This window comes from Streptomyces sp. cmx-4-9, from assembly GCF_046548835.1.
In the GTDB taxonomy this organism is placed as follows: domain Bacteria; phylum Actinomycetota; class Actinomycetes; order Streptomycetales; family Streptomycetaceae; genus Streptomyces.
Window position 1 is genome coordinate 393,584 of the sequence record NZ_JAEBEE010000003.1, and the last position, 20,503, is coordinate 414,086.

Annotated in this window: 17 protein-coding genes and 2 tRNA genes; 4 read left to right on the plus strand and 15 right to left on the minus strand. The window is 71.0% G+C overall.

The features are described from left to right. The first annotated feature begins 35 nt into the window (after positions 1-35). Positions 36-290, plus strand: a complete 255-nt coding sequence (crgA, locus tag ACLJTM_RS12695) for a cell division protein CrgA (RefSeq protein ID WP_411103615.1) — start codon at positions 36-38, stop codon at positions 288-290. A 115-nt stretch (positions 291-405) separates the two neighbouring features. On the opposite strand, the gene ACLJTM_RS12700 is transcribed toward crgA, so the two are convergent. Beyond that, on the minus strand, positions 406-1,287 hold the full coding sequence (locus ACLJTM_RS12700; RefSeq protein WP_411103616.1) for a rhomboid family intramembrane serine protease: 882 nt from the start codon (positions 1,285-1,287) through the stop codon (positions 406-408). Between the two features lie 122 nt (positions 1,288-1,409). Further along, positions 1,410-1,937 (minus strand): peptidylprolyl isomerase, encoded by a 528-nt coding sequence (locus tag ACLJTM_RS12705; RefSeq protein WP_411103617.1) that lies wholly within the window; start codon positions 1,935-1,937, stop codon positions 1,410-1,412. A 180-nt stretch (positions 1,938-2,117) separates the two neighbouring features. Here ACLJTM_RS12705 and ACLJTM_RS12710 point away from each other — a divergent pair, with 180 nt between their 5' ends. Further along, complete coding sequence (locus tag ACLJTM_RS12710; protein ID WP_411103618.1) at positions 2,118-2,828, plus strand: DUF5324 family protein; 711 nt, start codon at positions 2,118-2,120, stop codon at positions 2,826-2,828. A 112-nt stretch (positions 2,829-2,940) separates the two neighbouring features. Here the strand turns inward: ACLJTM_RS12710 and ACLJTM_RS12715 are convergent, their stop codons facing one another. Together ACLJTM_RS12715 and ACLJTM_RS12720 are read right to left on the minus strand one after the other, a co-directional pair. After that, positions 2,941-3,531, minus strand: a complete 591-nt coding sequence (locus ACLJTM_RS12715; RefSeq protein ID WP_411103619.1) for a LysM peptidoglycan-binding domain-containing protein — start codon at positions 3,529-3,531, stop codon at positions 2,941-2,943. A 272-nt stretch (positions 3,532-3,803) separates the two neighbouring features. Continuing rightward, positions 3,804-3,876, minus strand: a tRNA-Ala gene (locus ACLJTM_RS12720). Between the two features lie 160 nt (positions 3,877-4,036). Between ACLJTM_RS12720 and ACLJTM_RS12725 the strand changes: the two genes are divergently transcribed. Beyond that, positions 4,037-4,585, plus strand: coding sequence for a helix-turn-helix domain-containing protein (locus tag ACLJTM_RS12725; RefSeq protein ID WP_411103620.1), 549 nt, complete (start codon positions 4,037-4,039; stop codon positions 4,583-4,585). Positions 4,586-4,685: 100 nt separating this feature from the next. Then, a complete protein-coding gene (locus ACLJTM_RS12730) occupies positions 4,686-5,954 on the plus strand; it encodes a serine/threonine-protein kinase (RefSeq protein ID WP_411103621.1) in 1,269 nt (422 codons plus the stop codon). Here ACLJTM_RS12730 and ACLJTM_RS12735 read toward each other — a convergent pair. The 11 genes from ACLJTM_RS12735 to dnaA form a co-directional block, all read right to left on the minus strand. Next, positions 5,941-7,266 carry a hypothetical protein gene (locus ACLJTM_RS12735; RefSeq protein WP_411103622.1) on the minus strand — a complete coding sequence of 442 codons (1,326 nt, stop codon included), beginning with the start codon at positions 7,264-7,266 and terminating at the stop codon, positions 5,941-5,943. The genes ACLJTM_RS12730 and ACLJTM_RS12735 overlap by 14 nt on opposite strands. 122 nt (positions 7,267-7,388) lie before the next feature. Then, positions 7,389-7,523: a DLW-39 family protein gene (locus tag ACLJTM_RS12740; protein ID WP_208809277.1), complete on the minus strand. Its 135-nt coding sequence runs from the start codon at positions 7,521-7,523 to the stop codon at positions 7,389-7,391. A 144-nt stretch (positions 7,524-7,667) separates the two neighbouring features. Further along, positions 7,668-7,741, minus strand: a tRNA-Ile gene (locus ACLJTM_RS12745). 95 nt (positions 7,742-7,836) lie between these two features. Beyond that, the gene (locus ACLJTM_RS12750) at positions 7,837-8,463 is read right to left on the minus strand and encodes a DUF3566 domain-containing protein (protein WP_411103623.1); all 627 of its coding nucleotides are present in this window, start codon (positions 8,461-8,463) and stop codon (positions 7,837-7,839) included. 3 nt (positions 8,464-8,466) lie between these two features. Beyond that, positions 8,467-11,088 carry a DNA gyrase subunit A gene (gyrA, locus tag ACLJTM_RS12755; protein WP_411103624.1) on the minus strand — a complete coding sequence of 874 codons (2,622 nt, stop codon included), beginning with the start codon at positions 11,086-11,088 and terminating at the stop codon, positions 8,467-8,469. A 40-nt stretch (positions 11,089-11,128) separates the two neighbouring features. Continuing rightward, positions 11,129-13,147 (minus strand): DNA topoisomerase (ATP-hydrolyzing) subunit B, encoded by a 2,019-nt coding sequence (gyrB, locus tag ACLJTM_RS12760; RefSeq protein WP_411103797.1) that lies wholly within the window; start codon positions 13,145-13,147, stop codon positions 11,129-11,131. A gap of 284 nt (positions 13,148-13,431) precedes the next feature. Beyond that, entirely contained in the window at positions 13,432-13,956 is a 525-nt protein-coding gene (locus tag ACLJTM_RS12765) for a DUF721 domain-containing protein (RefSeq protein ID WP_411103625.1), read from the minus strand. Further along, positions 13,953-15,089: a DNA replication/repair protein RecF gene (gene recF, locus ACLJTM_RS12770; protein WP_411103626.1), complete on the minus strand. Its 1,137-nt coding sequence runs from the start codon at positions 15,087-15,089 to the stop codon at positions 13,953-13,955. Before recF ends, ACLJTM_RS12765 begins: the two co-directional genes overlap by 4 nt. Before the next feature lie 73 nt (positions 15,090-15,162). Beyond that, positions 15,163-16,038 carry a phosphogluconate dehydrogenase (NAD(+)-dependent, decarboxylating) gene (gene gnd, locus ACLJTM_RS12775; RefSeq protein WP_411103627.1) on the minus strand — a complete coding sequence of 292 codons (876 nt, stop codon included), beginning with the start codon at positions 16,036-16,038 and terminating at the stop codon, positions 15,163-15,165. A 190-nt stretch (positions 16,039-16,228) separates the two neighbouring features. Next, entirely contained in the window at positions 16,229-17,359 is a 1,131-nt protein-coding gene (gene dnaN / locus ACLJTM_RS12780) for a DNA polymerase III subunit beta (protein WP_411103628.1), read from the minus strand. 1,088 nt (positions 17,360-18,447) lie between these two features. Further along, complete coding sequence (gene dnaA / locus ACLJTM_RS12785) at positions 18,448-20,238, minus strand: chromosomal replication initiator protein DnaA (RefSeq protein ID WP_411103629.1); 1,791 nt, start codon at positions 20,236-20,238, stop codon at positions 18,448-18,450. Positions 20,239-20,503 lie beyond the last annotated feature (265 nt).

The window sequence follows — 20,503 nt, forward strand, 5'->3', positions numbered from 1 at the left end:
GCAAGGTCCCCAGCGCATCGACAGGAGAGCCCCTCGTGCCGAAGTCACGTATCCGCAAGAAGGACGACTACACGCCGCCGCCGGCCAGGCAGGCGCAGGCGATCAGGCTGACGAACCGCAGCTGGGTCGCCCCGGTCATGCTGGCGTTCTTCCTCATCGGCCTCGCGTGGATCGTCGTCTTCTACGTCACCGACACCCAGATGCCCGTCGAGGCCCTGGGCAATTGGAACATCGTGGTCGGTTTCGGCTTCATCGCGGCGGGATTCGGCGTCTCCACGCAGTGGAAGTAGCAGGAACCGCGCTCTGACGGAAGCTCTCCCCATGAGTTATCCACAGCGTCATCCACACCTGAGGAAAAGACAGAAGATCTGTGGATAACTCTGTGGAGAGTTGACGCCGGTGTGATCAGTACAGCGTGGAGAGTTCCGCCGTTCGGACCGCTACCACCGCGGCCACCAGCAGGAACACCGCCGCACAGGTGGCCCACTGGACGAGCGTGCGGTACCGCCCGGCCGTGGGCCCGAGCATCCCCAGGCCCACCAGGGCGCCGGTCACCAGGCCCCCCACGTGGGCCTGCCAGGACACGGTCAGCGACCCGCCGAGCGGTACGAAGGTCAGCACCAGCATCAGGACGACCATGACGATCACCGGCCGCATCTCGTACCGCAGCCGGCGGGCCAGCACGACGGTCGCGCCGAGCAGGCCGAAGACCGCCCCGGACGCGCCGAGGGTCGGCGTGTTGGGCGCGGTCAGCAGGTAGACGAGGGCACTGGCGCCCAGGCCCGACAGCAGGTAGACGGCGAGGTACCGGGAGCGGCCCAGCGCGGCTTCCAGCGGACCGCCGATCACCCACAGGCCGATCATGTTGCCGATGATGTGCCACCACTCGACGTGCAGGAACACCGAGGTCAGCAGGCGCTGGTACTCGCCGGTGGAGACCCCTTCCACCGGGCCGCCGAATTCGCGGTAGCGGCCGAGCAGCTCCAGGTGGATCGCGAGGCCCGGGGCCAGCAGGACGAGGAAGAACACCGCGGCATTGATCCCGATGAGGATCTTGGTGACGAGCTGGGGGTCGTCGGCCACCACCCCGCCCGCGAGGGTGCGCGGCGCGTTGGCGGCCGGCCGGTGCCCGGTCCCCGAGCCCTCCCGGACGCACTCGGGACACTGGAAGCCCACCGACGCGCTGATCATGCACGCGGAGCAGATGGGCCGCTCGCAGCGGGTGCAGCTGATGCCCGTGTCGCGGTCCGGGTGGCGGTAGCAGCCCGGCAGCCGGTCGGTGTCCATCGGTCCCCTCGGTCGGCGGCGGGTCGTCCGGTGCGCCCGCCGGTCCGGACGCCCCCGGTCCGGCGCGCATCCCGGTCGGTACGTATCGAGGACGGACGGGCGGGTCGGAAGGTTCCCGGGGGTCAGCGCTTCTCGATGGTCACGGACTGGATGACCACGTCGTCCAGCGGACGCTCGGTGCGCGGATTGGTGGCGGCGCCCGCGATCGCGTCCACGACCGCCCGGCTGGCCTTGTCGGTGACCTCGCCGAAGATGCTGTGCTTGCGCGTCAGCCAGGCGGTCGGGGCCACGGTGATGAAGAACTGCGAGCCGTTGGTGCCCGGCCCCGCGTTGGCCATCGCCACCAGGTAGGGCTTGGTGAAGGCCAGGTCGGGGTGGAACTCGTCGGCGAACTGGTAGCCGGGGCCGCCGGTGCCGTTGCCGAGCGGGTCGCCGCCCTGGATCATGAAGCCGCTGATGACGCGGTGGAAGACGGTGCCGTCGTAGAGCGGGTCCGTGGTCTTCTGGCCGTCGGTGGGCCGGGTCCACTCGCGGGCGCCCGTGGCGAGCTCCACGAAGTTGCGCACGGTCTTGGGAGCGAAGTTCGCCAGCAACTCGAACTCGATGTCCCCGTGGCTGGTCTTCAGGGTGGCGTAGAGCTTCTCGGCCACGGATCTTCTGCCTTCCCTCGTCATCACTGTCGGTCCAGATAGTCGCACGGTGCGCTGCCGCAGAGAGAAAAATCCTCCACCCGTATGCCCTGTCACGCATGCCCGGTGGCGGCAGGGCAGGCATGATCCGACCAAGGGTGGAAAGGTGAACTGTGTCCGCCACCGAGGAGGAGGAATCCTGTGACCCGCAAGGACAGCGTGCGCCTGGCCGCCGAGAGCGCCAGGGAGACTGTGCGGCACGCGTCGGAAGTGGTGGCGCCGTACGCAGAGTCCGCCAAGGATGCCGCGGTGCACTACGCGCATGAGGCGAACGAGCGGCTGGCGCCCAAGGTCTCGTATGCGGCCACCGAGGCCGCACGGCAGGCCCGCACGACCTATGACAGCCACGTGCACCCCCGGCTGAAGGCGGCGCGCTCGCACGTGCCGCCGAACGTGGACCGCGCCGCGACGAAGGCGGTGCGCCAGACGCGCCAGGCGGCGCGACAGGCAGCCGACTACACCCAGCCGAAGCTGGAGAGCGCCTACGCGGCGGCCCAGCCGGTGGCCGAGGAGGCGGCGTCCCGTTCGACGGCGGCCCTCGCGGCGCTGCGCGGCCAGGTGTCGCCGCAGGAGATCCAGCGGCTGGTGCGCCGTCACGAGCGGCGGGCCCGCAACGGCCGGCTGTTCAAGGGCGTCGTGATCATCGGCCTGGTGGCGGGCGGCGCCTACGCGGCCTGGAAGTGGTGGGACCAGCAGTCCAACCCCGACTGGCTCGTCGAGCCCCCGGCGGCCACCGAGCTGTCGTCGCGCGACGCCGAGCAGGCGTCGGCGAGCTTCGACGACGAGCTGGCCGCCAAGGAGCGCGAGGCGAGCACGGGGCCGGGTTCGGCCGCGGACGACAAGCAGCTCTGAGGCCCGCCCCGAGGAACGGCGCACGGCGAAGGGGCCCGGATCCACTGGATCCGGGCCCCTTCGCCGTGTCCTGCGCCGTGCGTCCCGGGCACCGGCCCGGCCGAGGGAGGTGTCAGGGGAGGGTGAGGACCTGACCGGGGCGGAGCCGGGCGGGGTCGGGTCCCACAAGGTCCTGGTTCAGGGCGTAGAGCTCGCGCCAGCGGGCCTCGGCGCCCAGCTCGCTGCGGGCGATCTCCGCGAGCGAGTCACCGGGCCGGACCGTGTACGTGCGCGGCTTCGCCGCGGGCGCCGGCCGGACCGGGGCGGCGGGCACCGCCTTGTGCGCGGCCGACCCGGGCGTCGGGGTGTGCGCGGCCCCGGGCGGGGAGCCGGCGGCGGCCGGCCGGGGCGCCGACCCGGCGGGCCGGTGGGTGGCGGGCACCGCCTTGTGCGCGGCCGACCCGGGCGTCGGCATCGCGGGCGCGGCCTTGGGCGCGGGCTTCGGTGCGGGCTTGGGTGGGGCGGGCCGGGGCGGGGGAGCGGGCTTCGGCGGGGCGGTCGCAGCCATCCGCTCTGCTGCCGCCCGGGTGGCCGCGGCGGCGTCGGCGGCGGACTGCGCGGCGGGCCGGGCCGCTCCGGGCTCCCGCTGCGGGAGCTGCTCCCGGACCTTCCCGGCGGGCTCCTGCTGGTGCTTGTCGTGCTTGAGGAAGTCGAAGATTCCCATGTCTGTCCGCCTCCGGCGTGGTGTCCCCCTGGCGCGGTGCCTCCTCTCCACTGTCCGCCAACGGGCGGCGGGCGGCCCAGCGGCGGGTCCGTCCGGGGGATCCGGGCCCGCCCGGCGGGGGCCGGTACTCGTCCTGCGGTGGGCACGGCGGCCCCCCGCCCCCGCCCGGCGGGGCGCCACCTCCGGCCCCGCACCTGCCGGACGGCACGCCCTGCGCCCATGAAAATAACCCCCCTGATCCGCGTTTCCGCAGGTCAGGGGGGCATTGAGAGTGGAGCCTAGGAGATTCGAACTCCTGACATCTGCCTTGCAAAAGCAGCGCTCTACCAACTGAGCTAAGGCCCCGTACGAGGGCACGACACTACCTCGGACGAGGTGGGGTCGTTCCGCAGAACAGAGTACCGGGTGTACCCCCTCATCCCGCAAAATGATAGGGACTCCCGCCGTGCGACCACGCTCCGTAAGATGCTCGCGAGGTTCGCACCAGCGAAGGGGAGTTGTCAGCGTGGACGCAGTACAGCAAGAGGCCACGGCCAGAGCCAGAGAGCTGCAGCGCAGTTGGTACGGGGAGCCCCTCGGAGCGCTCTTCCGCCGGCTCATAGATGACCTCGGCCTGAACCAGGCCCGCCTCGCTGCCGTCCTCGGACTGTCGGCGCCCATGCTGTCCCAGCTGATGAGCGGCCAGCGCGCCAAGATCGGCAATCCTGCCGTGGTCCAGCGCGTCCAGGCCCTCCAGGACCTCGCCGGCCAGGTGGCCGCCGGGAGCGTCAGCGCCGGGGAGGCCGCGGACCGGATGGACGAGATCAAGAAGACCCAGGGGGGCTCCGTCCTCAGCACCAGCGGGCAGAGCGCCGCCGGCTCCGGCGCCCCCACCGTCAAGCGCGTCGTGCGTGAGATCCAGTCGCTGCTGCGCTCGGTCTCCGCCGCCGGCGACATCATCGACGCGGCGGACACCCTCGCCCCCAGCCACCCGGAACTGGCAGAGTTCCTCCGGGTGTACGGCGCGGGCCGCACCGCCGACGCGGTCGCCCACTACGAGGCCCACCAGAACTGACGCGCACGGGCGGCCGACAACGGGCAGCGGGCAGCGGGCGGCCGACAGCGGTCAGCGCACAACGGGCACGGGCAATGGGCAACGGGGGACGGGCACAGCCATGGGTGAGATCTTCGCCGGCCGGTACGAGCTGATCGATCCGATCGGCCGCGGGGGCGCGGGCGCCGTGTGGCGTGCCTGGGACCACCGGCGCCGCCGGTACGTGGCCGCCAAGGTCCTGCTGCAGAGCGACGCCCACACGCTGCTGCGCTTCGTGCGCGAGCAGGCCCTGCGCATCGACCACCCGCACGTGCTGGCCCCGGCCAGCTGGGCGGCGGACGACGACAAGGTCCTCTTCACGATGGAGCTGGTCGGCGGCGGTTCCCTCGGCCACGTGATCGGGGACTACGGGCCGCTGCCGCCCCTGTTCGTGTGCGGGCTGCTCGACCAGCTGCTGTCGGGGCTGGCGGCCGTGCACGCGGAGGGCGTGGTCCACCGCGACATCAAACCGGCCAACATCCTGATGGAGGCCACCGGAACCGGGCGGCCGCACCTGCGGCTGTCCGACTTCGGCATCTCGATGCGCAAGGGCGAGCCCCGGCTGACCGAGACCGACTACGTGGTCGGCACGCCGGGTTACTTCGCCCCCGAACAACTCATGGGCGCCGAGCCCGATTTCCCCGCAGACCTCTTCGCCGTCGGCCTGGTCGCCCTGTACCTGCTGCAGGGCCGCAGGCCCGACTCCCAGGCCCTGGTCGAGCAGTTCCTCGCCCACGGCACCCCCGGGGCCCCCGAAGGCGTGCCCGCGCCCCTGTGGGAGGTCCTGGCCGGCCTCCTGCAGCCGGACCCCGAGAGCCGGTTCCGTACCGCCACGGGCGCCCGCAAGGCCCTCGCCGGAGCCGTGGAGCTGCTGCCCCCGGCTGCTCCGGGCGAGGACCCCGTGGAGGTGTTCGACCAACTGGGCCCGCTCCCGGCCGGTTTCGACGCCCAGGGCCCCCGGAGCACGGCCGCGGTGACCCCCGAGGCCCCGACGGCCGCGGGGGTGCCCGCCGCGCCCCCGGGCGTCCCGCCGGGCCCCCGCACCGACCCGCGCGGCCCGGCCACCACCCCGGCTCCGGCCGCCGCGGGGCACCCGGCACCGGGCGGCCCGCCGACTGCGCCCCACCCGGCCGCCGCGGCGCCGGCGGGCGCCTTCGGGCCCCCGGAGACCGGCAGTTTCCACCTGCCGCCGCCGTCCCCGCCCGGCCCGCTGCCCGAACCGGCCGCCGCCGTGCGCCCGGCGGCCCGCAGGGGCGCGGTCCCCGCGCCCCCGGTGAAGGCCAGGGCAGGGATCCTCGTCCTGGCCCTGCTGTGCTACGCCGTCGGCGCCTGGGCCCTCATCCGGCCGTAGGGCGGCCCGCCCGCCGCGCGAGCAGGATCCAGCCGCCCAGGAGGAGCAGCAGCAGGGTGCCGGCGGAGAACCCGGCCACGGCCACGGCCCGCATCAGGGACTGCTCCTCGGCCGCCTCGGCGGCCTCCGGCACGGTCAGCCCCTGCTTCGCGGCCTCCCGGTCCACGGCGCCGACCCCGAACCCGCCGGCGGCCGGACTCTCCTGGTAGGCAGGGGCCTTGCCGGGGGCGCCGGCCAGCTCCAGCCGCAGGGTCAGCGGCACCGGCGCCGCGTCCTCGGTGAAGTCGGCGACCTTCGCGCCCATGGTCACCGCGAGGTAGTACCAGCCCGCGACGGACGCCGACTGCACCGCGCGGTCGGTGGAGAAGCGGTTCTCGTAGGCGACCGGAGCGGTCCTCTCCAGGGTGACCCCGGCCTGTTTGCCGTCGTAGGAGGTGTCCTTGTCGGAGACCAGCCCCCGGTAGGGGGTGTACAGCGCGACGGTGAGCCCGCCGGAGGCGGAGCCGAAGTCCTTGGTCATCCTGGCGGCGGCCAGTTCGGCGCCGACCCCGAGCTGCTGCCCCCAGTCCACCGGGACCCGGTAGAAGCGGGTCTGGCCGGGCCGCATCTCGTCGCGCCACACCCCGGCGTCCAGGGCCCGGGCGTCGTTGAAACCGGTGCCGCCGGTCCGGGGCGCCGCCTCGGTGCCGGGCAGGGACGGGGCGCCCGGGGGCCGTCGGCCGGGGGCGGCGGTCGGGCCGCCCGCGCTGCGGCCCGGCTCCCGCTGCACCCGCAGCTCCAGGGGCCAGGGGTGCTGGTCGGAGTCCTTGGCCGCGGTGCGGGTGACCTTGGCGTAGTAGACGCCCGCCGGCGCGCAGTCGTCGTCCTCCTTCCACCGGCGGACCGCGGCCGCGCTGACGGGGTAGGGCTCGTATCCGAAGCTCGCGCGGCCGGAACTGCCCGTGCAGGAGCGCCCGGCGGTGGTCATGAGCTCCACCTCGACGGAGTCGCTGCCGGAGACCTTCGCCCCCGGCTCGGGCCGGAGCACGGCGGAGACGTAGACGGTCGACTCGTCCTTGCCGAGGACGAGCCGGTAGAGGCGCTCGCCGGGGGCCAGCATGTCCTCGTAGGTCTTCCCGGCGTCGATCTGCGGGGCGTCCGCGGTGGAGGGCGTGCCCCGGACCGCCGTCGCGCCCTCCGCGGTCCGGTAGGCAGGCAGCGGCTGCGGCGCCGTCTCCCCGGCGCGCGCCGTCCCCGCTGCGCCGGCCGCCCCCACCAGGGCCGCCGCCCCCACCAGGGCTGCCGCCCGTACCGCCGTTCCCGCCCGACCCATCACACCCACCCCGACTTTGCTAGCGCACGCCAAATCTTTGCATAATGCAACTTTTTGTCACAGAACAGCACAAAGCCCCGACCGCAGCGGCAGCCGGGGCTTCATGGGATCAGCCGTGGGTCTCACACACCGGAACCAGAGGGCACGGAGTCAGTTGCCTCCGTCCACAGGTCCTGCTCGGCGCGGTCCGCCTGGATCTGGCGGTACACGAGGAGCCCGCCGATGGCGGCCAGTGCGACCAGGAGCAGCTTCTTCACCGCGCGACCTCGTCTTTCGTTGACGTAGGGGACTTCTGGCGCCCAACAATACACACCGGCCGATACCGATCGGTGACCTGGGATGCCGTCAAGTGGCCCTACGACGAAGACCCCCAGGCCTGGGCCGGGGGGTCTTCGACACTGTGGGGCTAACAGGATTTGAACCTGTGGCCTCATCCTTATCAGGGATGCGCTCTAACCAACTGAGCTATAGCCCCATCCGCGCTGCGCGCTGACTCCTGAAGATTAGCGCACGGAGCGGGTACAGCCAAAATCCGTTCCCTGCGGGCGTCCCCGCAGGTCAGTCAGCCGGTCACTCGTCCTCGGCGAGCGTGAGCTCCACGCCGCCGACGAACCCTGCCGACAGGTTGTAGATGAAGGCGCCCAGCGTCGCCAGCGCCGTCGCCAGCACCACGTCGATCACCGCGATCACCGAGGTGAAGATGAGGACGCGCGGCAGCGACAGGAACGACTGGAGGTCGAACCCGTTGCTCTCGTTCGACCCGGTCGCCTCGCTGATCGTGCCGCCGACGGTCGAGAAGACGCTCATCGCGTCCATGACCATCCACAGCACCGCGGCCGCCACGACGGTGCAGACGCCCAGCGCGATCGACAGCAGGAAGCTGACCTTCATCACCGACCACGGGTCGGCCTTGGCCACCCGCAGCCGCGCCTTGCGCGTCCGGGGAGCCGTACGGGCCCCCGTACGGGCCTTGCGCTGGGCTGAGGCCGCCGCGCCGCCCCGCGGCGCCCCGGACCCCGCGGGCGCCGCATAGGCCTGCGGCGGCTGGTACGGCTGTGCGGGCCGGTCCTGTTCGGTACCGGCCTGGGACTGCGGTCCTCGGGTATCCGTCACGGTTCCCCCCTGGGAGTCCGCGGCGGGGCCACGGGCACCGTTCGCTCCAGTCTTGGACGGTCCGGCGCCCGTGGCTCCACTCACGACTTACTCCTCGTGCTCCCCGGCCGGGGGCTGCGTGCCCCCGGCGGCCTCGGCGGCCTGTCCGTCGGCTGCCGCGGCCTCGATATCTGTCTCGATCTCGTCGACCTCGTCAGCTTCCTGACCGGCCTCGGCGTTACGAGCGATGCCCACCACGGCATCGCGCTTGCCCAGGTTGATCAGCTGGACGCCCATGGTGTCACGGCCCGTCTCCCTGACTTCGTTGACGCGCGTACGGATCACACCACCGCTGAGCGTGATGGCAAGGATTTCGTCCGTTTCGTCCACCACGAGCGCCCCGACGAGGGACCCGCGGTCTTCCACGATCTTGGCAGCCTTGATGCCCAGACCGCCACGGCCCTGGACGCGGTACTCGTCGACCGGCGTCCGCTTGGCATAGCCGCCGTCGGTCGCGGTGAAGACGAAGGTACCGGGCCGGACCACGCTCATGGACAGCAGCTCGTCGCCTTCGCGGAAGCTCATGCCCTTCACACCCGAGGTCGCCCGTCCCATCGGGCGCAGCGCGTCGTCGGTCGCCGTGAAGCGGATCGACTGCGCCTTCCTGCTGATCAGCAGCAGGTCGTCCTCGGCGGACACCAGCTCCGCGCCGATCAGCTCGTCGTCGCTGCCCCCCTCCGTCTCCCGGAGGTTGATGGCGATGACGCCGCCCGAGCGGGGCGAGTCGTAGTCCTTGAGCGCCGTCTTCTTCACCAGGCCGCCCTTGGTGGCCAGGATCAGGTAGGGCGCGGCCTCGTAGTCGCGGATCGCGAGGATCTGGGCGATCTTCTCGTCCGGCTGGAAGGCCAGCAGGTTGGCCACGTGCTGCCCGCGGGCGTCCCGGCCGGCGTCCGGGAGCTCGTACGCCTTGGAGCGGTAGACCCGGCCCTTGTTCGTGAAGAACAGCAGCCAGTGGTGCGTGGTCGAGACGAAGAAGTGGTCGACCAGGTCGTCCTGCTTCAGCTTCGTGCCGCGCACGCCCTTGCCGCCGCGCTTCTGGGAGCGGTAGTCCTCGGTCTTGGTCCGCTTGACGTACCCGCCGTGGGTGATCGTGACGACGATGTCCTCTTCGGCGATCAGGTCCTCGATGGACATGTCCCCGTCGAAGGGCACCAGCTTGGAGCGCCGGTCGTCGCCGAACTTCTCGACGATCGCCGCCAGTTCCTCACTGACGATGGACCGCTGGCGGGACTCCGAGGCGAGGATCGCGTTGTACTCGTTGATCTTCGCCTGGAGCTCGTCGTGCTCGGCGACGATCTTCTGCCGCTCCAGGGCCGCGAGGCGCCGCAGCTGCATCTCCAGGATGGCGTTCGCCTGGATCTCGTCGATCTCCAGGAGGCCCATCAGGCCCTCGCGGGCGATCTCGACCGTATTGCTGCGCCGGATCAGCGCGATGACCTCGTCGATCGCGTCCAGCGCCTTGAGCAGGCCGCGCAGGATGTGCGCGCGCTCCTCCGCCTTGCGCAGCCGGAACTTCGTGCGCCGGACGATGACCTCGATCTGGTGCGTCACCCAGTGGCGGATGAACGCGTCGATCGACAGCGTGCGGGGCACGCCGTCCACCAGCGCCAGCATGTTGGCGCCGAAGTTCGTCTGCAGGTCGGTGTGCTTGTACAGGTTGTTCAGCACGACCTTGGCGACGGCGTCCCGCTTCAGGACGATCACCAGGCGCTGGCCGGTCCGCGAGGAGGTCTCGTCGCGGACGTCGGCGATGCCGCCGACCTTTCCGTCCTTGACCAGGTCCGCGATCTTCTGCGCCAGGTTGTCGGGGTTGGTCTGGTACGGGAGTTCCGTGACCACCAGGCACTGGCGGTTCTGGATCTCCTCGACCTCCACCACCGCGCGCATCGTGATGGAGCCGCGACCGGTGCGGTACGCCTCCTCGATGCCCTTGCGGCCCACGACCAGTGCGCCGGAGGGGAAGTCCGGCCCCTTGATCCGCTCCAGGAGCGCGTCGAGCAGCTCCTCGTGGCTGGCCTCGGGGTGCTCCAGCGCCCACTGCGCACCCGCCGCGACCTCGCGCAGGTTGTGCGGCGGGATGTTGGTGGCCATGCCGACCGCGATGCCGGCGCTGCCGTTGACCAGCAGGTTGGGGAAGCGGGCCGGCAGGACCGTGGGCTCCTGGTTGCGGCCGTCGTAGTTGTCCGTGAAGTCGACGGTCTCCTCGTCGATGTCCCGGAGCATCTCCATGGCCAGCGGCATCAGCTTGCACTCGGTGTAGCGCATCGCGGCCGCCGGGTCGTTGCCCGGGGAGCCGAAGTTGCCGTTGCTGTCCACCAGCGGCATCCGCATCGACCACGGCTGGGCCAGGCGGACCAGGGCGTCGTAGATGGAGGAGTCGCCGTGCGGGTGGTAGGTGCCCATGACGTCGCCGACGACGCGGGCGCACTTGTAGAAGCCCTTCTCGGGCCGGTAGCCGCCGTCGTACATCGCGTAGAGCACGCGCCGGTGCACCGGCTTGAGCCCGTCCCGTACGTCCGGCAGGGCGCGCGAGACGATGACGGACATCGCGTAGTCGAGGTAGGAGCGCTGCATCTCCGTCTCGAGCCCGACGGGCTCGATGCGCAGGACGGGCTGCTCCTCCGCGAGGTTCTCTGCGTTCTCGGCGGTGGGGGTGGTTTCGTCGGCCATTGCTGGTCAGAGGTCCTTTCAGGCGGTCAGCTGAGCCGACTCAGATGTCGAGGAAGCGGACGTCCTTGGCGTTGCGCTGGATGAAGGAGCGCCGGGCTTCGACGTCCTCACCCATCAGCACCGAGAACAGGTCGTCGGCCTGCGCGGCGTCGTCCAGGGTGACCTGGCCGAGCACGCGGTGGTCGACGTCCATCGTGGTGACGCGCAGTTCCTCGGCGTTCATCTCGCCCAGACCCTTGAAGCGCTGGATCGAGTCCTCCCTGATCCGCTTGCCGTTCTGCTTGCCGAGCTCCACCAGGGCGTCGCGCTCGCGGTCGGAGTACGCGTACTCGAAGTCGTCCCGGCCCCACTTGATCTTGTACAGCGGCGGGCGCGACAGGTACACGTGCCCGGCCTCGACCAGCGGCCGCATGAAGCGGAACAGGAAGGTCAGCAGCAGGGTGTTGATGTGCTGGCCGTCGACGTCGGCGTCCGCCATCAGGATGATCTTGTGATAGCGGAGCTTCTCGATGTCGAAGTCCTCGTGCACGCCCGTGCCGAAGGCGCTGATCAGCGCCTGGACCTCGGTGTTCTGGAGGATCTTGTCGATACGGGCCTTCTCGACGTTCAGGATCTTGCCGCGGATCGGCAGGATGGCCTGGTACATCGGGTTGCGGCCGGACTTCGCGGAGCCGCCGGCCGAGTCGCCCTCGACGATGAAGATCTCGCACTTCGTCGGGTCGTTCGACTGGCAGTCGCTGAGCTTGCCCGGCAGCGAGGCCGACTCCAGCAGGCCCTTGCGGCGGGTCAGGTCGCGCGCCTTGCGGGCCGCGACGCGCGCCGTGGCGGCCTGGATCGACTTGCGGATGATGTCCGCCGCCTCGACCGGGTTGCGGTCGAACCAGTCGTTGAGGTGCTCGTGGACGACCTTCTGCACGAAGGTCTTGGCCTCCGTGTTGCCCAGCTTGGTCTTCGTCTGGCCCTCGAACTGGGGCTCGCCCAGCTTCACCGAGATGATGGCCGTCAGACCCTCGCGGATGTCCTCGCCGGCGAGGTTGTCGTCCTTCTCGCGCAGCAGCTTCTTGTCCCGCGCGTAACGGTTCACCAGGCCCGTCAGCGCCGCACGGAAGCCCTCCTCGTGCGTACCGCCCTCATGGGTGTGGATCGTGTTCGCGAAGGAGTAGACGCCCTCCGTGTACTGCGAGTTCCACTGCATCGCGATCTCGACCGAGAGCATGCGCTCCTTGTCCTCGGCCTCGACGTCGATGACGGTCGGGTGGATCAGCTCGCCCTTGCGCGAGTTGAGGTACTTCACGAAGTCGACGATGCCGCCCTCGTAGTGGTACTTCACCGTGCGGGCCTGCTCGTCGTCCGCGCCCTCGGCGGTGTCGGCGCCCATCGTGGCCTTGGCCGACTCGCGCTCGTCGGTCAGCGTCAGGGTCAGGCCCTTGTTGAGGAAGGCCATCTCCTGGAAGCGCCGCGAAAGCGTCTCGAAGGAGTACTCGGTGGTCTCGAAGATGTCCCCGTCGGCCCAGAACGTCACGGACGTGCCGTGCTCGTCCGTCGCCTCGTGCTGCTCCAGGGCCGCGGTCGGGACGCCGAGCTTGTAGTCCTGGGTCCAGCGGTAGCCGTCGGTCTTGACCTCGACCGAGACCCGCGTGGACAGGGCGTTCACCACGGACACGCCCACGCCGTGCAGACCGCCGGAGACGGCGTAGCCGCCGCCGCCGAACTTGCCGCCCGCGTGCAGGACCGTCAGGACGACCTCCAGGGCCGGCTTCCCCTCGGACGGCACGATGCCGACCGGGATGCCGCGGCCGTTGTCGATCACGCGCACCCCGCCGTCGGGGAGGATCGTGACGTCGATGGTGTCGGCGTGACCTGCGAGCGCCTCGTCGACCGAGTTGTCGACCACCTCGTAGACGAGGTGGTGCAGGCCGCGTTCGCCCGTCGAGCCGATGTACATGCCCGGCCGCTTGCGAACAGCGTCCAGGCCCTCGAGGACCTGGATCGCACTGGCGTCGTAATTCTTCTCGTTGGAGTCGCCGGAATCGGCCACGAAGCGCCCTTTCTGGCACAGCGCAACCCGTGTCCCGGACCAGCGAGTGCGCCGGCGGGAGCGGCCGCGTCGATCTGCGTTGTCTGCGTCATCCCGCGAACCGGCGGGATTCTCTTCCAGTCTACCGGTACCACTGACATGAATGGGGGTTTGCCGGTACCTGAGTACGCATGTGCCGCCCTGAACCTCCTCTCTCCGACTCCCCATATCCGGGGCGGGGCTCAAAGAGGCTCACACGGGCACCCAGCGCTTCGGGCTGTCAACCTCCCGCTACCGTGAGGGACGCCACCCGCGCGAGCGCCCGCTCACCCGTACGTGTCACCCGGTCCGGTACTGCCCGGAGCCCGCCACGGGCCGTACCGCTTGGGCTTCCCGCCCGGTCCCTGCACCTTGATCAGCCGCACCGTCCCCTGGCCGAGATCCGCGTTCAGCCGGGCGACCAGCTGCGGGGCCAGCAGCTTCAGCTGCGCGGCCCACGCCGAGGAATCGCACCGGACGACCAGTTCACGGTCCTCGTAGCGGTCCGGTTCACAGTGGGCCGCGATCTCCGGGCCGACGATCTCCGGCCAGCGCTCCATCACGCCCGCCACCGCCATCGGCATCTCCCAGCCCCGCTCGGTGCGCAGCCGGTCCAGGGCCGCCATCAGCGGCATCGGGTCACGGCCGTCCGCCCGGGCCCCGGAGCGCAGCCCCGGCTGGTGGCGCTTGCGGCCGGCCGCGGCGTTGCCCCGGGCCCGCGCCTGCTCCCGCGCCGCCGCCAGGGCCTGCCGGGCGAGGTCCACCCCGGACGCCTCCGGGGCCTTGCGGGGCTCCTTGTCCTGTTCGCTCACAGCCGGGTCACCTCACCGCCGGACACCCCGAACCGTGCTCCTGCCAGCACCCCCGGGACGTCGTCGTCCACCGCCGCCGTCACCAGCACCTGCTCGCCCGGCGCCACCAGCTCGGCCAGCCGCTCCCGGCGCCGCGCGTCCAGCTCGGCGAACACGTCGTCCAGGACCAGCACCGGCTCGCTGCCCTCCGAGCGCAGCAGCTCGTACGAGGCGAGCCGCAGCGCCAGCGCGTACGACCAGGACTCCCCGTGGCTCGCGTAGCCCTTCGCCGGCAGTTCCCCCAGCCGCAGCGCCAGGTCGTCGCGGTGCGGCCCGACCAGGGTCACGCCCCGCTCGATCTCCTGCTTGCGCACCTGCGACAGGGCTGCCAGCAGCGCCTCGTACAGCGCCTCGCGGGTGCGTGCCCCGCCGCTGTCCACCGGCTCGCCCGCCGAGGACCGGTAGGCCAGGCCCAGCGGCCCGCCGCCGGGTGCCAGCTGTTCGTACGCCTTGTCCGCCAGCGGCAGCAGGGTCGCGATCAGGTCCAGCCGCTGCGCCAGCAGCTCCGCGCCCGCGCGCGCGAGGTGCTGGTCCCATACGTCGAGGGTGGACATGTCCATCGAGCGGCCGCCGTGCCGGCGGGCCATCGCGGCGGACTTCAGCAGGGTGTTGCGCTGCTTGAGCACCCGCTCGTAGTCGGAGCGGACCCCCGCCATCCGCGGGGAGCGCGCGGTGACCAGCTCGTCCAGGAACCGGCGGCGCTCGCCGGGGTCGCCCTTCACCAGGGCCAGGTCCTCCGGTGCGAACAGCACCGTCCGCACGATGCCCAGGACGTCCCGCGGACGGACCTGGGAGGAGCGGTTGATCCGGGCCCGGTTGGCCCGCCCCGGGTTCAGTTCCAGCTCGACGAGCTGGCGGCGCTCGCCCTGGGTGACGGCCGCGCGGACGACCGCCCGCTCGGCGCCCATCCGGACGAGGGGGGCGTCCGAGGAGACCCGGTGGCTGCCCAGCGTCGCCAGGTAGCCGACCGCCTCGACGAGGTTGGTCTTGCCCTGGCCGTTGGGGCCCACGAAAGCGGTGACGCCCGGGTCGAGGGGAACCTCGGCCCGGGCGTACGAGCGGAAGTCGGCCAGCGAGAGATGCGTGACGTGCATGCGGCGCCGACCTCCCCCGGCTTGCTGCTGCTCTTCGTGGTGCCGGCCGCCCTCGGGCCGCCGGCTCCGGCTGCTAGTTCTTTTCGACCGCGTGGCCGCCGAACTGGTTGCGCAGCGCGGCGATCATCTTCATCTGCGGGGAGTCGTCCTGGCGCGAGGCGAACCGCGCGAACAGCGATGCGGTGATCGCCGGCAGCGGCACGGCGTTGTCGATCGCCGCCTCCACGGTCCAGCGGCCCTCGCCCGAGTCCTGCGCGAAGCCCTTCAGCTGCTCCAGGTGCTCGTCGTCGTCGAGGGCGTTCACGGCGAGGTCCAGCAGCCAGGAGCGGATGACCGTGCCCTCCTGCCAGGAGCGGAAGACCTCGCGGACGTCGGTGACCGAGTCCACCTTCTCCAGCAGCTCCCAGCCCTCGGCGTAGGCCTGCATCATGGCGTACTCGATGCCGTTGTGGACCATCTTCGCGAAGTGGCCGGCGCCGACCTTGCCCGCGTGCACGGAGCCGAACTCGCCCTCCGGCTTGAGGGCGTCGAAGACCGGCTGGACGCGGGCCACGTCGTCCTTGGTTCCGCCGTACATCAGCGCGTAGCCGTTCTCCAGGCCCCACACCCCGCCGGATACGCCGCAGTCGACGAAGCCGATGCCCTTGGCGGCGAGTTCCGCGGCGTGCTTCTCGTCGTCGGTCCAGCGGGAGTTGCCGCCGTCGACGACCACGTCGCCGGGCGAGAGCAGCTCCGCGAGCTCGTCGACGGTGGACTGCGTCGCCGCACCTGCCGGGACCATCACCCACACCACGCGGGGGGCCTGCAGGCTGTCCACAAGTTCCCGGAGGCTGTGGACATCGGCAAGGTCCGGGTTGCGGTCGTATCCGATGACGGTGTGGCCTGCGCGGCGGATGCGCTCGCGCATGTTGCCGCCCATCTTGCCGAGACCGACGAGACCAAGCTCCATCAGGTGGTTCCTTAAGCGTTGTGGCCGTCTTTGCCGGGGGTCCCTTGGTGCCCGGGGACCGCCCCCGGCCCCGAGCCTACGCCCGGAGGTCCGGCTCGGCGTTACGGGGCGCGGAATGGCCCGGCCTCTTTGCCCGAACGTGGTGAGGCCCGGTCCGCATCCTGCGAAACCGGGCCTGACCTGCGGCGGATCAACCGGAGAGGCGCACCGGCATGATCAGGTACTTGTAGGCCTCGTCGGCTTCCGCGTCGACTGCCGGACGGCCGCTGAGCAGCGCCGGCTTGGTGGACGTGGTGAAGCTCAGCTGGGCCGCGGGCGAGTCGATCGCGCTCAGGCCGTCCAGCAGGAAGGTCGGGTTGAAGGCGATCGAGATGTCGTCACCCTCCAGCTGCGCGTCGACGCGCTCCACAGCCTGTGCATCGTCGCTGGAACCGGCTTCCAGGATGAGCACGCCCTGTTCGAAGCTCAGCCGTACCGGCGTGTTCCGCTCGGCGACGAGGGCCACGCGCTTGACGGCCTCGACGAACGGGGCGGTCTCGATCACGGCGACGGAGTTGAACTCGGTCGGGAAGAGCGTGCGGTACTTCGGCAGGTCGCCTTCGAGGAGGCGGGTGGTGGTGCGGCGGCCCGCGCCCTCGAAACCGATCAGGCCCTCGCCCTGGCCGGAGCCGGAGAGCGCCAGGGTGACGGTGTCGCCGCTGGTCAGGGACTTGGCGGTGTCCAGGAGGGTCTTCGCGGGGACCAGGGCCACCGCGGAGGCCTCGGGGTCCTCCGGCTTCCACAGGAACTCGCGGACCGCGAAGCGGTAGCGGTCGGTGGAGGCCAGCGTGACGCGGTCGCCCTCGATCTCGATGCGGACACCGGTCAGCACGGGCAGCGTGTCGTCGCGGCCGGCGGCGATGGCGACCTGGGCGGCGGCGGAGGCGAAGACCTCACCGGGCACGGTGCCGGTCGCGGTCGGCATCTGCGGCAGGGCCGGGTACTCCTCCACCGGCAGGGTGTGGAGGGTGAACCGGGAGGAGCCGCAGACCACGGTCGCCCGTACACCGTCTGTGGAAATCTCCACCGGGCGGTTGGGCAGGGCGCGGCAGATGTCGGCGAGCAGCCGGCCGGAGACGAGGACGGTGCCGTCCTCCTCGACGTCGGCCTCGACGGAGACGCGGGCCGAGACCTCGTAGTCGAAGCCGGACAGGCTCAGCGTGCCCTCTTCCGCCTTCAGCAGCAGGCCCGCGAGAACGGGCACCGGCGGCCGGGCCGGGAGGCTGCGGGCCGCCCAAGCCACCGCCTCCGCGAGTACGTCGCGCTCCACCCGGATCTTCACCGGAACCGCCTCCTGCTGTTGCTCGCTCGTCCTGCCGGCCTTCGTCGTCGGCTCGTCGGTGCCTCGACCGATGCCGGGGACCAGTCTGACGTACTGCGCCGACACTCGGTGCGGCCGGCGGTCAAGTCGGGGACGGAGCGTCGCCGGGGCTGCCCGCCGAGTTGTGCACAGGACCCGCTTGAAAACCGAATCCGGTCTCACTCTTCATGGGAGTAGTAGTAGGGCCTGTGGATACGGTGGATAACCCCGTTTTCCCAGGTCAACCCCAGTTTTTTATCCACCGGCCCTGTGGGCGGCACCGGTGGACAACCCCGTGTCCCTGTGGAGAACAAAAAGTTCTGCACAGGCCGTCCCCAGGTGACCCCCGGTACTCCACAGGTGCGTCCCCAGCTTTTCCCCGGTACTCCACAGGCCAAACGTCTACATCCGTGTGACCGCTTTCACTCCGGACGGTGAGAGGGCCCCCCGGGTTGCCGAACAGTGGACAACGGTGTGGAGAAGTGCCCGCGCCCTGTGCACAGGATGCGGCAACCTGTGGGTGGACGGTGGGACAGAGGGGTGGAAGGTGCTGGGGACACAGATTTTGTCCACAGCCTGTGGATAAGGGTTGCGCACAATTCCACAGGGTGTTGACCTGGTCTGATGATCCCTCACCCGGGAGCCCTGTGGACAGATTGTGGGTGACGGTGGCCGTCCCCAGGGTGTGGACGGAAGAAAGTCCCCGAATCTGTGGATGAGTTGCTCCTGAGAGGGCGTATTCGAACAGGTCAGGAGCGCGCGGCTGGGGAAGGGCGCCCCCGGAACGCTCCCGGGGCGCCCTCTGCACGGGGTGTTCGGGTGCTTGCGACGCGGCTCGGGAGCCTTCGGAGACAGGTCTGAAGGCGGGTCCGGAGGGCCGTCCGGAGGACCGTCGGAGCTGTCTCGGAGGCGGGTCCGGCGGCCGGTCCGGAGGAGGTCCTGAGGCGGTCCCGGAGGCAGTCCCGGAGGCGGGTCCGGCGACCGGGCGGCCGGGCATGGAGAAGCCCGGCCGCTGCCCCGGGGAGGGGCAGGCAGACCGGGCCGGGTCGGGCGGTCGGGCGGTCGGGCGGTCAGGCGTTCTTGATGCGGTTCGTGAGCTCGGTGACCTGGTTGTAGATGGAGCGGCGCTCCGCCATCAGCGCGCGGATCTTGCGGTCCGCGTGCATCACGGTGGTGTGGTCGCGGCCGCCGAACTGGGCCCCGATCTTGGGCAGGGAGAGGTCCGTGAGCTCCCGGCACAGGTACATGGCGATCTGGCGCGCGGTGACCAGCACGCGGCTGCGGGAGGAGCCGCACAGGTCCTCCACGGTGAGCCCGAAGTAGTCCGCGGTGGCCGCCATGATGTCCGAGGCGGTGATCTCCGGTGCGCTGTCCTCGCCGCCCGGGATCAGGTTCTTCAGGACGTCCTCGGTGAGGCCCAGGTCCACCGGCTGGCGGTTGAGGCTCGCGAAGGCCGTGACGCGGATCAGCGCCCCTTCCAGCTCGCGGATGTTGCGCGAGATGCGGGAGGCGATGAACTCCAGTACCTCCGGCGGGGCGTTGAGCTGTTCCTGGACGGCCTTCTTGCGCAGGATCGCGATGCGGGTCTCCAGCTCGGGCGGCTGGACGTCGGTGATCAGGCCCCACTCGAAGCGGTTGCGGAGCCGGTCCTCCAGGGTGACCAGCTGCTTGGGCGGCCGGTCGGAGGAGAGCACGATCTGCTTGTTCGCGTTGTGGAGCGTGTTGAAGGTGTGGAAGAACTCCTCCTGCGTCGACTCCTTGCTCGCCAGGAACTGGATGTCGTCGACGAGCAGGATGTCCATCTCGCGGTACCGCTTGCGGAACGCGTCGCCCTTGCCGTCGCGGATCGAGTTGATGAACTCGTTGGTGAACTCCTCGGAGCTCACGTACCGCACGCGGGTGCCGGGGTACAGGCTCCGCGCGTAGTGCCCGATGGCGTGCAGCAGGTGCGTCTTGCCGAGGCCGGACTCCCCGTAGATGAAGAGGGGGTTGTAGGCCTTGGCCGGCGCCTCGGCCACGGCCACCGCTGCGGCGTGCGCGAAGCGGTTCGAGGCGCCGATGACGAAGGTGTCGAAGAGGTACTTGGGGTTCAGCCGGGCGGTCGGCTCCAGCGGCCCCGAGGTGGAGCCGCTGGACGGTGCGGGGGCCGAGGAGGGCCGGCCGGGCGAGGGCCGGGACGAGGGCTGCTCGTACGGGCGCGACTGGTGGGACTGGTGCGACTGCTGGGAGTCGTAAGGGGACTGCTCGTACTTCTGCTGCTCGTACTTCTGCTGTTCGTAGGAGCCCTGGTCGTAGCCGGAGGGCTCGGACTGCTGGAGGTAGCCGGGCTGCGGGGAGGCATAGGGGTCGCGCTCGGGGAAGCCGCCGAGACGTGGCTGCTGCCAGCCGTAGTCGTCCTGCTGGCCGCCGCGGGGCCAGGCGCCGGGCTCGGGCCGCTGCTGCTGGTAGTCGGGGTAGGCGGGCCGGGCCGTGGGGAGCTGGTCGTCGGAGGGGCCGCCGCCGGGACCGCTGTGGCCGCCGCCGCGCTGGCCGCCGTACGGCTCGTAGCCGCCCTGCTGGGCGGGGGGCGTGGGGGGAGCGGGCTCGCCGGCCGAGTCGTCCACGGTGATGGCGATCCGGATGGGGCGGCCGCACTCGCGGCTGAGGGCGTCGCTGATCAAGGGGGCGAGGCGGCCCTCCAGGACGCGCTTGCCCCATTCGTTGGGGACGGCGAGCAGTGCGGTGTCGGCGACGAGCGCCAGCGGCTGGCACCGCTCGACCCACTGCTTGTCCTTGGGCTCGATGCCCGGCTGTCCCTCCCCGAGGAGCTTTTCGAGCACCCTTGGCCACACTGCGGCAAGATCGGCAGGTACGTCAGCCACAGAGCACGCTCTCTCACAGGGGGTCCCACGAATGTGTGGTTCTTTGGGACGGTCGGGACAAAAAATCCAGGGTCAGGCAACGGTAGTCAGCGCGACGGGTACGGTTCAAGTCGTTGTCCACAGCCTGTGCACAGTGTGGGGCACCGTCTCCTCGGTTTGACCGGATGGCGTAGCCGCGCGTACCGTAACGAGGTCGAGTTGTCGATGGCTGCTGCCGCCTGCCTACCGATGGGCGAAGGTCACGGATCGTGATCAATTAGCGGTG